Consider the following 15,282-nt stretch of genomic DNA (forward strand, 5'->3'; position numbering starts at 1 on the left):
GTCTGACGTCGATGTGCGTTAAATTGGCTAGCTGACCACTAGCTTGCTATTTACTTTGCCTACCGTATGTGCTTAATCTAACAGTGATGTCACTAAGCGGCCGGTGTCCGAGCCGGGTCCGCGGACACGCGAGCGAGAGTAGGCGACATGCGTTTCGGGTACCCGCAGGAGCTCGCGTTGTCGGGAGACGAGCCTCAAGAGGATTTCTCCGGCCAGCGGCCGGCCGAGGAGCGCGGGAGCGAGGACACCTTCTCCGGCGAACTCCATCGCGATGTCATCCGCACGCTGTGCGCCGCGCGCGTCGTGCGGTGATGGGTCCAGACGGCTATCACGGCCGGCCGATGTGATTGGCGCCGGGCCCTGGGCCTAGCACGCAGCCGACTGGCCGGGGAGGCGAAAGGCATGGGTGTCGTATTGCCGCGACGACAAGACGAGGGAGACAACTGGATGCCTGGAAATCGAGTTCACGCTAGACAGCCCACAATGGGCCCGCCCGCGGAGGACTTCGGTGCCCCCGAATTCCGGGAGCTGGTCGCCGAAGTCCGCCGGCTCCAGGATGCGGTCAGCGCGACCGCGGCCCCATCGGCGGCCCTGTCGCTCGCGCTGGCCGAGCAGCTGCGGGCAGCCGCAGAGCAGCTTGAGGACCTGCACACCGTCGGCAGGCTCAGGGCGTCCCGACTCAACGGCGGCGGGCACACGCATCACCATCCGGTCTTGGTGCCGTATCAGGTGGGGGACGTGGGCGAGCGCACGATGTGGGCGACAACGACGTTCACGGAGGCGCACCTCGGTGGTAACGGCGCCGTGCATGGCGGCATGATCCCGTTGATGTTCGACGACCTGCTCGGGATCTTTGTGAGCGAGCGCGGGCTGTCTGGTTCGCGGACTGCGTATCTGAAGGTCAACTACCGCAAGATCACACCGATACTCCGACCGCTGCGCGTGGAGGCGTCCATCGACTCGGTCGAGGGCCGCAAGACAAAGGTGACCGGGCGGCTCTACGACGGAGACGAGCTCCTGTGCGACGCGGACGCGCTGTTCGTACGGCTGCTTCCGGGGCAGCCCTGATGGATGCGGCCGGCCCGCTCGACGGTATCCGGGTATTGGAGTTCGCGGGCCAGGGCCCGGGCCCGTTCGCGGCCATGATGCTCGCAGACATGGGAGCCGAGGTGATCCGGGTGGACCGCGACGATGAGCAGGAGGCGGACGGCGGCGTGGAGGCGCCGCGCAATCCGATGCTGCGCGGGCGACGGTCGATCGTGCTGGATCTCAAGAGGGCGGAAGCGGTAGCGGTGCTGCTGCGGATGCTCCCGTCCATCGACGCGGTCATCGAGGGGTATCGGCCCGGGGTCATGGAACGCCTGGGCCTTGGCCCGGAGGTATGCGCGAAGGCGAATCCCAAGCTGGTCTACGGGCGGGTGACCGGCTGGGGGCAGTCCGGTCCGATGGCCCACGCGGCCGGTCATGACATCAACTACATCGCGCTGGCCGGCGCGCTCGACCCGATCGGCCGACGCGGAGGGCCGCCGGTGCCGCCGCTCAACCTTCTCGGCGACTACGCCAGCGGCGGCATGTACCTGGCGTTTGGGCTGGTTTCGGCGCTGCTGGAGGCGCAGAGGTCCGGCCGGGGTCAGGTTGTCGACGCGGCGATGGTCGACGGCGCCGCGCATCTGACGACGACGCTGCGCTGGAAGCTCGAGAGCAGGACGTGGAACCTGCCGCGCGGCACCAACATGCTCGACGGTGGCTCCCACTTCTATGGGGTCTACGAGACTTCGGACCACAAGCACGTGGCGATCGGCGCCATCGAGCCGCGGTTCTATGCCGAGTTGCGACGGATCCTGGGCCTCGAGGACCCGGAGTGGGGCCGCCAACTGGACCAGCAGATGTGGCCGGAGCTGACGGCGAAGCTGGCCTCGGTGTTCCGAACTGGGACGCGGGAGCACTGGTGCACGCGCTTCGCCGGGGCCGAGGCATGCTTCACGCCGGTCCTGGACCTGGTGGAGGCTCCGGCGCACCCGCACCACCAGTCGCGAGGCACATTTGTCGAGAGATTCGGTGTGACACAACCGATCCCGACGCCCCGGCTGTCTCGGACACCGGGCCGGCTGAGGCGCCCGCCGCCTACGCCCGGACAACATTCCGGCGCGCTGCTCGGCGAGGCCGGATTCAGCACGGAGGAGATCGCCGCTCTGCGGCAGAAGGGAGCGATCCGATGACGCCATCAGGATGCGACGCACTGGACTTCGGGGTGTTCGTGCCGCAGTTCAAGACGGATGTGGACTCGATGCGTGCTCAGGCGGTGGCGGCTGAGGGTGCCGGGTTCAGCTCGTTCTGGCTGATGGACCACCTGTTCGTCCCCGGGGCGCGGCCCACCGAGAGCCTGGAGAGTTGGACCCTGCTGACTGCGCTCGCAACCTCCACGACGACGATCCGCCTCGGCCACTTGGTCGGCTGCAACCCGTTCCGGCATCCCGCGTTGTTGGCGAAGATGGCGGCCACCGTCGACCAGATCAGCGGGGGCCGGTTGGACCTGGGCCTGGGCTGGGGGTCGGTGGAGGCGGAGCTCGACGCGTTCGGATTCGGCGGGTCCACCCGGCGGGAGCGGGCCGAGGCGCTGGGCGAGTCCCTGGAGATCCTGCGGCTGATGTTCGCGGGGGACGCCTTCGATTTCGACGGCAAGCACTTCCAACTGCGGGGCGCGTACGGGCTGCCGGTTCCGGTGCAGCCGCGGATCCCGGTCCATATCGGCGGGGGCGGCAGGCAGCTGACGATGCCCCTCGTGGCCCGGCACGCGGACTGGTGGAACTGTGTGGCGTCGGCGCGCGATCGGCTGGAGGAGCTGTCGGGGTTGCGTGGCGCAGCGCGGATCTCTGCCCAGTACGCGGTGGGCGTGGCCCGCACGGGGGCGGAGCGGGCGGAGGTCGCCGCCGCGACCACGCGCCGGATGCCGGAGTCGGGGTGGGGCCAAGCGCTGGTGGGCACGCCCGATGAGCTGGTCGCGCTATTCGCCGCGGAGCGGGAGCGGGGCGTCGAGCAGTGCATCGTCCGGTTCCACGATTTCGGGACGGCGGAGACGCTCGAGCTCTTCGGCCGCGAGGTCATCGCGGCCTTCCGCCCGGGGGCCTAGCCCCGGATTCGGCGATTCGTCATTTTGTCACAACTGCAAAGGAGCACAACATGTCTCAGGAATTGACCGGACGGCGGATCATCGTCACGGGCGGCGCCAGCGGAATGGGCGCGGGCCTCGTGCGGGCCCTGCCGACGCTCGGCGCGCGAGTGGTCTCGCTCGACCGCGACGCCGCGGCCGGGGCCGAGATCGCGCGGGGCGCAGGCGCCGGCTTCCAGCAGTGCGACGTCTCCTCGAAAGGGTCCGTGGACGCGGCCCTCGCCGCCGCGGTGGACACCCTCGGGGGGCTGGACGTGCTGATCCACGCGGCGGGGATCGCGCCGGGCGCCTCGGGGGAGGACACTCCCCTGGAGATGTGGGATCGGGTGATGTCGATCAACGCGACGGGGACGTTCCTGACGAACCAGGGCGTCTTCGCGCACCTGCGGGACGCCGGCGGGCGCATCATCAACTTCGCGTCCGCGGCCGGGGTCCAGGGCCTTGTGGGGAAACCCGCCTATGCGGCCAGCAAGGGCGCGGTGCTCGCCTGGACGCGGACGATCGCCCTCGAGTGGGCGCAGCATGGCATCACGGTCAACGCGATCGCCCCCGCGATCTGGACGCCGATGTACGACACGACGCGGGCGGCCATGACCCCGGAGCAGCTGAGCGTGCACGACGCGCACATGGCGAAGGCGGTCCCGATCGGCGGCAAGCTCGGCGATATCGAGCGGGACTTCGTCCCCGTGGTGGCATTCCTCGCGGGGGAGGGCTCGAGGTTCATGACCGGCCAGGTGTTCGCGGTCGACGGCGGCACCCTGATGCTGCGTTGACCTTCGCCCACACCCTCGACGGATACCCCCAGATGATCTAACATCAGTGTCACATGCGGGCCCGTCGGTGGAGATGCCTGGTGGCCGCGGTTGGCGAGGCCCCTCAAGGAGGATGCGGTGACGAATCAAGATCGGCTCGTGGTGTGCGCGAGCCATGGCCCGGGCATGGAGCGAGACGTCGAGCGAGTGCAGGGGACGACGTTCCGGGCCGGGCTGGCGCGGGCGACGGCCATGGTGGCGGAGTTCGACCCGGACTACATCGTGCTCTTCGGCGGCGACCACCGGCGCGCCTTCCGGCAGCTGGTGCCGGCGGTCGCGGTGGTGCTCTCCGGGGGGATCATGGCGGAGGCCGGGCACGACGCGGCGCCGCTGGACATTCCCGGCGACATCGCGCGGGAGCTCGCGGAGCACCTCCTCGGCGCCGGCTTCGACATCACCGCCGCCCGCGACGTCGAATTGGACCACGCCTTCGGGCAGCCCCTCCGCGACCTGGGCGGCGCGGTCGCGGCATATCCGGTGATCCCCGTGCCGATCAACTGCGCGACGGCACCGCTGCCCACGGCGCGGCGGGTGCTCGAGCTCGGCGCGGAGGTGGGGCGCTTCCTCGACGGCCGGGCGGAGCGGGTGCTGGTCATCGCGAGTGGCGGCCTGTCCCATTCGCCGCCGAGCCTCGAGGTGGACGCCTACGACATCAGCGCGGAGGAGCGGGCCCGGATCAACGCCGAGGGCATGCCGTCGGCCGGCAAGAAGATCAAGCCGGAGTGGGACAGGGAATTCCTCGCGGCGCTGGGGGCCTGGGACGTGGATGCGCTGGCGGCGATGGCGGACTCGGCGCAGGCGAACGCCGGCGCGGGCGCCAATGAGGTGCGGACCTGGCTGGCCGCCGGCGCCGCGGGCGGCGGGCGCGGGCTGGAAAGCCTCGTCTACGAGCCGGTCGAGGAGTGGATCATCGGGATGGCCGTCGCGGTGACCGCGACGGCTTAGGGCCGCTCGATATTCGCGAAACCCTTGCCTGAAACTGTCAGCGACCCTAATATCTGACGAAGTGTTCACGAATACCCGCCGTGGAGAATGGATTCCGGCGTGCGCTCGGCCCGAGATCTGGAGGTGCCAGCTATGCCTGACTCATTCGATGTGGTGGTGCTCGGCAGCGGGGCGGCGGGGCTGACTGCCGCGTTCACCGCGGCCGCGCGCGGCGCACGGGTCGGCGTCTTCGAGAAGGCGGACGAGGTGGGCGGGACCGCGGCCTGGTCGGGCGGCAACGTGTGGATCCCCAACAATCCGCTGATGGCCGCGGCGGGAGCCACGGACAGCGAGGCCGAGTCGATGGAATACATCATGTCGCTCTCCCGCGATTTGCTGGAGGAGCGCCTCGTGCGGGCGTACGTCCGTGCGGGGCCGGAGATGGTCACCTTCCTCGACTCCGAGGCGGACACGGAATTCTATGTGGCAGAAGGCTTTCCGGACTACCACGCGGAGAATCCCGGCGGCCGCCCAGGCGGTGGGCGCACCCTCGAGACCCCGTTGTTCCCCTTCGACGAGCTGGGCGAGTGGCAGCACCGGGTCACCCGCGGGCCGTACTTCGCAGAGCTGCGCCTGGTCCAGCGCGAGACCCCGATCGGCGCCGCGGTGCCCAATCCGCCGTCGGCCGAGGAGCTCGCGCGCCGGGCGGCCCGGGACGAGCGCGGACGTGGGCAGTCGCTCATGGGCCGGCTGCTCAAGGCGTGCCTCGCGCGCGGGGTCGTGGTGACCACCGGGCGCCGGGCCCGCAGACTCGTCATCGAGGACGGCCGGGTGGCGGGAGTCGAGTTCGACACGCCGCAGGGGCCGGGCGTGGTCCGCGCGGCCGCGGGCGTGGTCCTGGCGACCGGCGGCTTCGAGTGGAACGAGGAGTACAAGCGGGCATTCCTGCGCGGCCCGCTGACACACCCGGTCACCATGCCCACCAGCGAGGGCGACGGGCTGTACATGGCCATGAAGGCGGGCGCGATGCTCGGCAACATGCGCGAGGCCTGGTGGAGCCCGGTCGCGGACCTGCCCGCCGGGGTCAACGACATGAACCGGGTGATGGTCAACGCGGACCGCACGCGGCCCCGGTCCATCATGGTCAACCGCCAGGGCCGACGCTTCACCAACGAGGCCGCGAACTACAACGCCTTCGGCGGCGCGTTCCATCAGGAGGACGTCGCGACGTTCAGCTATGCAAACCTGCCGTGCTGGCTGATCTTCGACCAGGAGTACCTGCGCCGCTACGGCACCGTCGGCCCGTACCCGCCCGGCGAGGTCCCGCCCCCGTGGGTGATCGCGGCCAGCAGCCTCGACGACCTGGCGGCCAAGCTCGAGGTGCCCGCCGAGGCGCTGAAAAACACTGTGGCCCAATGGAACGCGAATGTGGCGACGGGCAGGGACCCGGACTTCCATCGCGGCGAGAGCGCGCATGACCGGTGGTGGGGCGACCCCCACCTGAAGGGACAGCCGGAGGCGACGCTGGGGCCGCTGGAGGAGGCGCCCTTCTACGCGGTCTCGCTCAAGAGCGGGGCGCTGGGCACCAAGGGCGGCCCGCGGGTGGATCCGGACGCGCGGGTCCTGGACCTGGACGGCGAGCCCATCGAGGGCCTGTACGCGGCGGGCAACGTCATGGCCTCCCCCTTCGGGATGACCTACGGCGGCGCCGGCGGAACGCTCGGCCCGGCAATGGTCTACGGGTATCTGGCCGGCAGGCACCTCGGCGCGCGCGCCTCAGGCGCGGCGTCGTGACGGGGCGGCAGGCCCCCCGGCTGGCGTCGGCGCGGCTGTGGGAGCTGGTGGCCGCGCGGGCGGACGCGACTCCCGAGGCCGTGCTGGTCATCGACGAGCGTCGGCGCGAGATGACGTTCGTCGAATTCCGCGACGCGGTGGCCATCGCTGCGGCGGGTCTCGCCGCGCGCGGGGTGGGCGAGGGCACGGTGGTGTCCTGGCAACTGCCGAGCTGGATCGAGACGATGGTCCTCACCGCCGCGCTGTCGCGGCTCGGCGCAGTCCAGAACCCCCTGATCATGATGTTGCGCGAACCCGAGGTGGACTTCATCTGCCGGCAGGTGGGCGCACAACTGTTGATCGTCCCGGAGGAGTTCCACGGATACGGCCACGGGGCGATGGCCAGGTCCGTCGCGTCGGGCATCGACGGCCTCGAGGTGCTGGTCTCGGACGGGCGCTGGCCGGCCGGGGAGCCGCAGACCCTGCCGCCGCGGCCGGCGGCGGCCCAGGGCGACGAGGTGCGCTGGGTCTTCTACACCTCGGGAACCACCTCGGAGCCGAAGGGCGCGCGGCACACCGACCGCGGGCTCATGGCCTCGGCGGCAACGTACTGCGGGGCGCTGGAGCCGGGCCCCGAAGACCGGATCGCGGCGCTGGCCCCCATCGCGCACGTGGGCGGGGTGCTGCATCTGGTCGTGGCGCTCATGTCCGGAGCCGCGATCGTGATCACCGACGTGTTCGAGCCACGCGCCACGGCACAGCTGTTCGCCGACGCCAAGGTGACCTACGGCGGCAACGGCACGCCGTTCGCGGTCGCGTTCCTGCGCGAGCAGCAACGGCGTCGGGATCCGTTGTTCCCGCAGCTCAAGGCCTTCCTGATCGGCGGGGCCCCGAGGCCCGTGGCCCTGCACCACGAGGTCCGCGACACGCTGGGCGGGATCGGCCTGGTCTCTGGCTATGGGCTGACGGAGTGCCCGTTCCTGGCCTGGGGCAGCCCGCGGCTGAGCGAGAACGGGATCGCGGCCACCGAGGGGCGACCCGGTTCGGGGACACAGCTCCGGGTGGTCCGGGAGGACGGGCGCGTCGCGGGCCCCGGCGGGCGGGGGGAGCTGCGGGTCAAGTCCGACCAGCTGATGGTGGGCTATGTCGACTCGAGCCTCGATGAGGCGGCCTTCGACGCGGACGGCTTCTTCCGCACCGGCGACCTCGCCTTCATCGACGGGGAGGGCTGCGTCAACATCGTCGGGCGGCTCAAGGACGTCATCATCCGCAACATGGAGAACATCTCCGCGCGGGAGGTCGAGGACCATCTGCTCACCTTCCCCGGGCTGCGTGACTCCACGGCGGTCGGCCTGCCGGACGCGCGGACGGGTGAGAGGGTGTGCGCCGTCCTGGTGTTGGAGGAGCACACCGCGACGCCGACGCTGGCCGAGTTGTGCGCGCACCTGGAGGAGCGCGGGCTCAACCGGCGGAAACTGCCGGAGCAGATAGCGATCGTGGGGGTACTCCCGCGCAACGCCATGGGCAAGGTCGTCAAGGCCACGCTGGTTTCGCGGCTCGGCGACTAGGAGGAGCTGGCAATGGATCTGGATTTTTCCGCGGAGCAGGTCGAGTTTCGCGAGCAGGTGCGCACCTGGCTCGCCGAGCACGCGCCGAAGGGGGAGCGGCCCACCGACTTCGCGGCGGTGCGGCAGTTCGACCTGGAGTGGCAGCGCACGCAGTTCGAGGGCGGCTGGGCCGGGATCGCGTGGCCCGTGGAGTACGGCGGGCGCGGCCTCTCCCTGCTGGAGCAGTTGATCTGGTTCGAGGAGTACGCCAGGGCCGGGCTGCCGAGCATGGACGCGAACTTCGTGGCGCTCAACCACGCGGGGCCCACCCTGATCGCGCGCGCCGACGACGCCCAGAAGGCCCGGCACCTGCCGCCGATCCTGCGCGGCGAGGTGATCTGGTGTCAAGGATTCTCCGAGCCGGGCGCGGGCTCGGACCTGGCCTCGCTGCGCACTCGGGCCGAGGTGGATGGCGACCACCTGGTGGTCACCGGGCAGAAGATCTGGACCAGCCACGCGCATATCGCCGACTGGCAGGAGTTGCTGGTGCGAACCGACCCGGACGCGCCGCGGCATCAGGGCATCTCCTGGGTGATCTGCGATATGCGCAGTCCCGGAATCGACGTCCGGCCCATCGAGACCATGGACGGCGAGCAGGAGTTCTGCGAGGTCTTCTACGACGAGGTCCGCATCCCGATGTCCAATGTCGTCGGCGCTGTCAATGACGGGTGGAGCGTCGCGATGTCCACACTGTCGTTCGAGCGGGGCACCGCGTTCACCGCCAACCAGGTGGCCCTGGCGGTCACCGTGGAGAAGCTGATCGCCCGCGCCGGGAAAATTCCGGGGCCGTCCGGCTCCGGCACCGCGCTCGGGGACGAGGAGATCGCGCGGCGGCTCGCCACCGCGCGTGCCGAGGTCGCGGCGATGCGGGCGATGACCTACCTCGGGGTCTCCCGCAGCGCCCGCGACGGCAGCCCCGGCGCGGAGGGATCCATCGTCAAGCTGTACTACGCGGAGACCGAGAAGAAGGTCTCCAGGCTCGCCATGGATCTCGCGGGGCTGGCGGGGTTGGAGATGACCACCAGGTTCGACGGCGACGGCTGGAGCGGCAAGTACCTGCAGTCCTATGCGTCGTCGATCGGCGGGGGCACCTCGGAGATCCAGCGCAACATCATCGGGGACCGGGTCCTCGGCCTCCCGCGTTGAGCCGTCGCCCCCACCCCGCTGCCACGATCCACTAATCGAGAGGTCACCCATATGGACCTGCTACCCACCCGAGACCAACTCGACCTCGTCGAGGCCGCCGCGGAATTCCTCGGCGACGAGTTGCCCGCCTCGGTGATCCGGGTGCGCCGTGGCGAGACGGACGCGGTGGGGGCGCCTGCATGGCGGACCGCCGCGCAGCTCGGCCTGCTCGGGCTGTCCCTGCCGGAGGTCCACGGGGGGTTGGGGCTGGGCCTGCCCATGGAGACGCTGGTGTACCGCGAGATCGGTCGGCGGCCCTCGCCCGGCCCGTTCCTCTCGACGTCCCTGGCGGCGCGGGTCGCGGCATTCGCCGGCGACGCGGACTTGGCGGCGGCGATTCTCGCCGGCGACCAGCCCGTCGGCCTGGCGCTCGGCGGCCCAGGCGCGGTGACCGCGGAGGGCACGGTAGACGGAGCCCTCACCTTGCTCGACGCGTCGCCGGAAGGGCTCGCCTTGCTGGTCGGGCACTCTGGCGCGGGGCTGGTCTCGGTGTCCGAGCTGGATGGCGTCGAACCCGTGACGAGCATCGATCCCGGGGTGCGGGTCGCCCGCGCGGTCGCCGCGAGAGTCACCCCGACGCACTACGTCCCAGCGTCGACCGACCCGATCCACCTGCGGTTGTCGGTGTTGGCGGCGGCGCTGTTGACCGGCATGGCCGAGGGGACCCGAGATATGGCCGTGGAATACGCGAAGGTCCGGGAGCAGTTCGGCCGGCCGATCGGCGCGCACCAGGCCATCAAACACCGCTGCGCGGACATGGCGGTCGCGGCGGAGGCCGCGGTGGCGCAGACGACCTTCGCCGCGATCGCGCTCGAGTCCGGCCGCCCCGACGCCGAGTTCCAGACCGCCACCGCGATGGTGGTGGCGCATCGGTCGGGCCGCGACAACGCGGCCGCCAACGTGCAGATCCACGGCGGCATCGGCTACACGTATGAGCATGACGCGCACCTGTTCGTCAAGCGTGCCGAGATCTGGGGCCGCGCGGCGGGCGAGCCCGCGGGACATCTGAGCCGTGTCCTCGCGGCCGCGGAGCCCGTCTGATGGCGCTCGGCCCACCGGATGGCCAGGTCTTGGCCGGCGACCACCGGACAGTCGGCGAGGCGTTGGCCGCGGCCGCCCGACAGTTCGGCGAACGGGAGGCGTACGTCGACGGCGCGGACCGGATCACCTTCGCCGAGTGGGATCGGCGGGCGAGCCTGCTGGCGCGGGAATTTGGCGCGCGCGGCGTCCAGCGCGGCGACGTGGTGGCCCTGATGCTGCCGTCCAGCATCGACTACGCGGTCTGCTTCGCGGCGCTGGCGCGGTGCGGCGCGGTGACGACGGGGCTGGGCACACGGCTCGGGGTCCTCGAGACGGCGGCGATCATCGACGCCGCGCGGCCGGTGCTGATCGTGGTGGACCCGGGCGCGGGGCGGACCGGACCGCCGCCCGGGATTCCGCTCCTGACCCGTGCCGAGCTGCCGGCGCTATGGCGGCAGGGCGGGGCGGGGCCGGTGCACGTGGGGGCGGCGGGGCCCGAGGACCCGGTCGTCATCATCTGGACGAGCGGCACGACGGGCGCCCCGAAGGGCGCCTGGTTCGACCATCGCGGCCTGGCCGCTGGCGTGCTGTCGGCCGGCGCGATGAGCGCCCCGTTCGACCGGAGGCTGATCGCGACCCCGTTCGCGCACGCGGGCTATATGGCGAAGCTGTGGGACCAGATCGCGTGGGCGGTCACGGTGGTGATCAGCCCGACGCCGTGGACCGCCGAGGCGACCGCGGACATCCTGCGCGAGGAGCGGATCACGGTCGCGGCCGCGGTGCCCACGCAGTGGAGCAAGCTGGTGCGACTGCCCGGCATCGACGCCGCGCCCTTCCCGGATCTGCGGATCGGCCTCGCGGCCACCGCGCCGGTGGCGCCGGACCTGGCGGAGCGCGTCCGCCGGGTCTTCGGCGTCCCCCTGGTGGTCCGATACGCGATGACCGAGTCCCCGAGCATCGCCGGGACAGACCCGACGGACCCGCCGGAGGTGCAGTTCCGCACGGTGGGCCGGGCGCAGGCCGGGATGCGGGTCAGGATCGCGGCGGACGACGGGGCCGACTGCCCGGTCGGGACCACCGGCTCGGTTCGGGTGCGCGGCAGCTGCGTGATGCGCGGATATTGGGCGGCGGCGGGCCGCACGGCCGCCGCGTTCGACGCGGACGGATGGCTGGTCACGGGCGACGTGGGGCACCTGACCGAGGCCGGCGACCTGGTCCTGCGCGGACGTGTCGGCGACATGTACATCCGGGGCGGGTACAACGTGCACCCGCTCGAGGTCGAGAACGTCCTCGCTACCCACCCGCTCGTGGACCGGGCGGCGGTGGTGGGCCTGGCAGCCCCGGTGATCGGCGAGATCGGGGTCGCGCTCGTCGTCCCGCGCTCGGCCAGCGAGCCGCCGACGCTGGCCGAATTGCGGGAGTGGACGGCGCGGTCCCTGGCGGACTACAAGGCCCCGGACGAGTTGGCGATAGTGGCTGAGCTGCCCCTGACCGAGCTGTCGAAGTTGGACCGTCGGGCCTTGAGACTCCTTGCCGCGGATAGCCGGCCGCCGACTGACCTATATCGCTCTATTTCAACGCTTGGAGGAGGAACGCATGACGAACGGTGATCACAAGATGCTGATCGGTGGCGAGCTCGTGGAAGCCGCCGGCGGCCGTCGCTACGAGAATTTCAACCCCGCGACCGAGGAGCTCATCGGCACCGCGCCGGACGGGCAGGCCGAGGACGCCGAGCGGGCGATCGCGGCGGCGCGCAAAGCTTTCGACGAGACCGACTGGTCGACGAATGTGGAGCTGCGGCGCTCCTGCCTACTCCAGTTGCAGCAGGGCCTGCGCGAGGTGGCCGACGAGATCCGCCCGTTGCTCACCGCGGAGAGCGGCATGCCGCTGGCGCTGTCCTACCCGATGGGGATCGACGGGCCCATCGAGTCGCTCGGATTCTGGCCGGAGCTGTTGTCCACCTACGAGTTCGAGCGGGCGTTGCCCACGAAGCAGATCATGGGCGGCACCTCGGAGCGGATCGTCCGGAAGGAGCCGGCGGGCGTGGTCGCCGCGATCACCCCGTGGAACTTCCCCTTCCAGCTCAACCTGACGAAGCTCGGGGGCGCGCTCGCGGCGGGCTGCACGGTGGTGCTTAAGCCCGCGCCGGACACGCCGTTCTCCGGGACCGTGCTGGCGGCCGTGATCGCGAAGACCGACATCCCGGCGGGCGTGGTCAATATCCTGACGACCTCGGACAACAAGGTGGCGGAGATCCTCACGACGCACCCCGACGTGGACCAGGTCACGTTCACGGGCTCGACGACCACCGGCAGGCTGATCATGCGCAATGCCGCCGAGACCATCAAGCGCGTCTCGCTGGAGCTGGGCGGCAAGTCCGCGTCGATCGTCCTCGACGACGTGGACCTGGCGAGCAGCGTGGCGCAGGCGGTCTTCGCCGCGTGCATGCACGCGGGCCAAGGCTGCGCGTTGGCGACCCGGGTGCTCGTCCCGCACCGGCGGATGGACGAGGCGGTGGCGATCGCGGAGGGGCTGCTCGGCGGGTTCGGCTGGGGCGACCCGATGGACATGGCGAACATGATGGGGCCGTTGGTCAACCGCGCCCAGTACGAGCGGGTCCTCGACTACATCGAGGTCGGCAAGGGCGAGGCGCGGCTTGTCGTCGGCGGCCGTTCCGCCACCCATGACAAGGGCTACTTCGTGCAGCCCACGCTGTTCTCCCACGTGGCGCCGGACAGCCGCATCGCGCGCGAGGAGATCTTCGGGCCGGTGGTGTGCCTGATCGGCTACGAGGACGACGAGGACGCCGTCCGCATCGCGAACGACTCCGATTTCGGGCTGAGCGGCGCCGTCTTCAGCGGCGACGTGGAGCGCGCGAAGGGCATCGCGCGCCGGCTGCGGACGGGCACGGTCGCGGTCAACGGCGCGCAGTGGTTCGACCCGGAGTCGCCGTTCGGCGGCTATAAGCAGAGCGGGCTGGGCCGCGAGTGGGGCGTCGAGGGTCTCGAGGACTTCCTGGAGACCAAGACGTTCAGCTTCCCCGCCGTCTGAACATAGTTCCGTATTCAATTGCCGCGTCGCCTCGAGCTTCGAGGCGACGCAGCTCGCAGAGGAAGGCTTCGGAAGTGGACGTGGAACCGATCGAGATCGAGGTGGATGTCGCCGTGGTGGGCGCGGGCCCATGCGGGGTGACGCTGGCGAACCTGCTAGGCGGACAGGGCGTCCGGACGCTGGTCCTCGACAAGGAGCCGGGCGTCATCGAGCACCCGCGAGCGGTCGCCGTCGACGACGAGTCGCTCCGCTCGTTCCAAGCTGCCGGGCTGGTCGGCGGGGTCTTGGCCGACGCCATCCAGAACGCGCCCATCCGCTACTACAACTCGCGGGGCCGCCAACTCGCCCATGTGCGCCCGGTCGGCCAGCCGTATGGGTGGCCGCGGCGGAACCTGTTCTTCCAGCCGCTGATGGAAGCGACCCTGCGCGAGGGGCTGGACCGGTTCAGCCACGTCGACCTGTTGGCCGACACGGAGGTCACCGGGATGGTGCAGGATTCCGCCGGCGTGGTGCTGACCGCCGCTGGCCCCGGCGGCGAGGTGCGCGTGCGCGCCGACTACGTCGTCGGCGCCGATGGCGGCCGCAGCTTCATCCGCGAGGCGGCGGGGCTGCGACTGCTCGGGGACACCGCGCCGTCCAAGTGGTTGGTGGTCGACGTCAGCGAGGACACCCTGGACGCGCCGTTCTCCGCGGTGTACTGCGATCCGGCGCGCCCGTCGATGACGATCCCGCTGCCGTACGGGCACCGCCGGTTCGAGTTCAAGCTGCTGCCCGACGAGAGCGAGGAGGAGATCTCGTCCGCCGCGTCGGTGCAACGCTTGATCGGGCGCTTCTACCGCGACAGCCCTCTGCCGAAGGTCATGCGCGCCCGGGTCTATTGGCATCATTCCCGCACCGCCGAGAGCTTCCAGCGGGGGCGGGTGTTCCTCGCGGGCGACGCCGCGCACCTGCAGCCACCCTTCTTCGGCCAGGGCATGAACTCCGGCATCCGCGATGCCACGAACCTCGCCTGGAAGTTGGCGGCGGTGGCCAAGGGCCGTGCCGACGCCAAGATCCTGGACACCTACGACGAGGAGCGGCGCGCGCACGCCGAGGCCATGGTCTCGTTCGCCACCCGGGTCGGCGGCTACTACCAGCCGCGCAACAGGGCCACCGAGCTCGTGCGCGACGCGTTCTTCCGCGGCGTGCAGGTGATCCCGGGCGCCCGCGAGTACATCCTGCAGATGAAATACAAGCCGGCGCCGCGGTACGCGGCGGGGATCGTCGTCGACGGGGAATCCCGGGACAAGGCGGCGGTGGTGGGTCGCCTGTTCGGCCAGCCCTCAGTCCAGAATGTGGCCGGCGACCGCGTCAAACTCGACGACGCGGTGGGCGGCCGGTTCGCGATCCTGGGCCTCTCGGTGGATCCGGCGGCGCACCTGTCACGCGAGAACCGCGAGAGGTTGGCCCGGCTGGACGCCCGGCTGGTGCGCATCTCGCCGCCGCAGACAGGCCGGCGCCACGGATTCGCTGCCGCGGCCGGGACGGGCGATGGCGAGCCGAGCGACGAGCTCTTCGACATCGATGGCGCGTTTCGGGACATGCTGCTGGCCAGAGCGGACGATCAGGTCCTGATCCTGCGGCCGGACCGGTACGTCGCCGCGGTCTGCCGGGTAGACGAACTGGACCGGGTCGTCGCCGCGCTGTGCGCAGTGCTCACCGACTGACGCCGGCTGGGAGACGCTGGCGACAGCGCTGCGCC

At 70.9% G+C, this 15,282-nt stretch carries 13 protein-coding genes; all 13 read left to right on the plus strand.

The genetic code is table 11. From position 1 onward, the window contains the following. Positions 1–147: 147 nt before the first annotated feature. The 13 genes from TBIF_RS25695 (at position 148) to TBIF_RS13160 (ending at position 15,247) form a co-directional block, all read left to right on the plus strand. Entirely contained in the window at positions 148–312 is a 165-nt protein-coding gene (locus tag TBIF_RS25695; protein WP_158506344.1) for a hypothetical protein, read from the plus strand. A gap of 171 nt (positions 313–483) precedes the next feature. Further along, positions 484–1,068 carry a PaaI family thioesterase gene (locus TBIF_RS13105; protein ID WP_024795250.1) on the plus strand — a complete coding sequence of 195 codons (585 nt, stop codon included), beginning with the start codon at positions 484–486 and terminating at the stop codon, positions 1,066–1,068. Next, complete coding sequence (locus TBIF_RS13110) at positions 1,068–2,219, plus strand: CaiB/BaiF CoA transferase family protein (RefSeq protein WP_024795251.1); 1,152 nt, start codon at positions 1,068–1,070, stop codon at positions 2,217–2,219. Before TBIF_RS13105 ends, TBIF_RS13110 begins: the two co-directional genes overlap by 1 nt. Then, positions 2,216–3,130, plus strand: coding sequence for an LLM class flavin-dependent oxidoreductase (locus tag TBIF_RS13115; protein WP_024795252.1), 915 nt, complete (start codon positions 2,216–2,218; stop codon positions 3,128–3,130). The genes TBIF_RS13110 and TBIF_RS13115 overlap by 4 nt, the downstream gene beginning before the upstream one ends. A 50-nt stretch (positions 3,131–3,180) precedes the next feature. Then, entirely contained in the window at positions 3,181–3,942 is a 762-nt protein-coding gene (locus tag TBIF_RS13120; protein WP_024795253.1) for an SDR family NAD(P)-dependent oxidoreductase, read from the plus strand. A 117-nt stretch (positions 3,943–4,059) separates the two neighbouring features. Then, on the plus strand, positions 4,060–4,926 hold the full coding sequence (locus TBIF_RS13125; RefSeq protein WP_024795254.1) for a 3-carboxyethylcatechol 2,3-dioxygenase: 867 nt from the start codon (positions 4,060–4,062) through the stop codon (positions 4,924–4,926). A 132-nt stretch (positions 4,927–5,058) separates the two neighbouring features. Further along, on the plus strand, positions 5,059–6,699 hold the full coding sequence (locus TBIF_RS13130) for an FAD-dependent oxidoreductase (RefSeq protein ID WP_024795255.1): 1,641 nt from the start codon (positions 5,059–5,061) through the stop codon (positions 6,697–6,699). Further along, positions 6,696–8,246: a class I adenylate-forming enzyme family protein gene (locus TBIF_RS13135; RefSeq protein ID WP_024795256.1), complete on the plus strand. Its 1,551-nt coding sequence runs from the start codon at positions 6,696–6,698 to the stop codon at positions 8,244–8,246. Before TBIF_RS13130 ends, TBIF_RS13135 begins: the two co-directional genes overlap by 4 nt. 12 nt (positions 8,247–8,258) lie before the next feature. Next, positions 8,259–9,431, plus strand: a complete 1,173-nt coding sequence (locus TBIF_RS13140; RefSeq protein ID WP_024795257.1) for an acyl-CoA dehydrogenase family protein — start codon at positions 8,259–8,261, stop codon at positions 9,429–9,431. 51 nt (positions 9,432–9,482) lie between these two features. After that, entirely contained in the window at positions 9,483–10,511 is a 1,029-nt protein-coding gene (locus tag TBIF_RS13145) for an acyl-CoA dehydrogenase family protein (RefSeq protein WP_024795258.1), read from the plus strand. Next, positions 10,511–12,100 (plus strand): class I adenylate-forming enzyme family protein, encoded by a 1,590-nt coding sequence (locus TBIF_RS13150; protein WP_024795259.1) that lies wholly within the window; start codon positions 10,511–10,513, stop codon positions 12,098–12,100. The genes TBIF_RS13145 and TBIF_RS13150 overlap by 1 nt, the downstream gene beginning before the upstream one ends. Next, complete coding sequence (locus tag TBIF_RS13155) at positions 12,087–13,541, plus strand: aldehyde dehydrogenase family protein (protein WP_024795260.1); 1,455 nt, start codon at positions 12,087–12,089, stop codon at positions 13,539–13,541. Before TBIF_RS13150 ends, TBIF_RS13155 begins: the two co-directional genes overlap by 14 nt. Before the next feature lie 74 nt (positions 13,542–13,615). Then, positions 13,616–15,247 carry a bifunctional 3-(3-hydroxy-phenyl)propionate/3-hydroxycinnamic acid hydroxylase gene (locus TBIF_RS13160; protein ID WP_235174714.1) on the plus strand — a complete coding sequence of 544 codons (1,632 nt, stop codon included), beginning with the start codon at positions 13,616–13,618 and terminating at the stop codon, positions 15,245–15,247. Positions 15,248–15,282 lie beyond the last annotated feature (35 nt).

This window comes from Tomitella biformata AHU 1821 (genome assembly GCF_000524475.1).
Taxonomy (GTDB): domain Bacteria; phylum Actinomycetota; class Actinomycetes; order Mycobacteriales; family Mycobacteriaceae; genus Tomitella; species Tomitella biformata.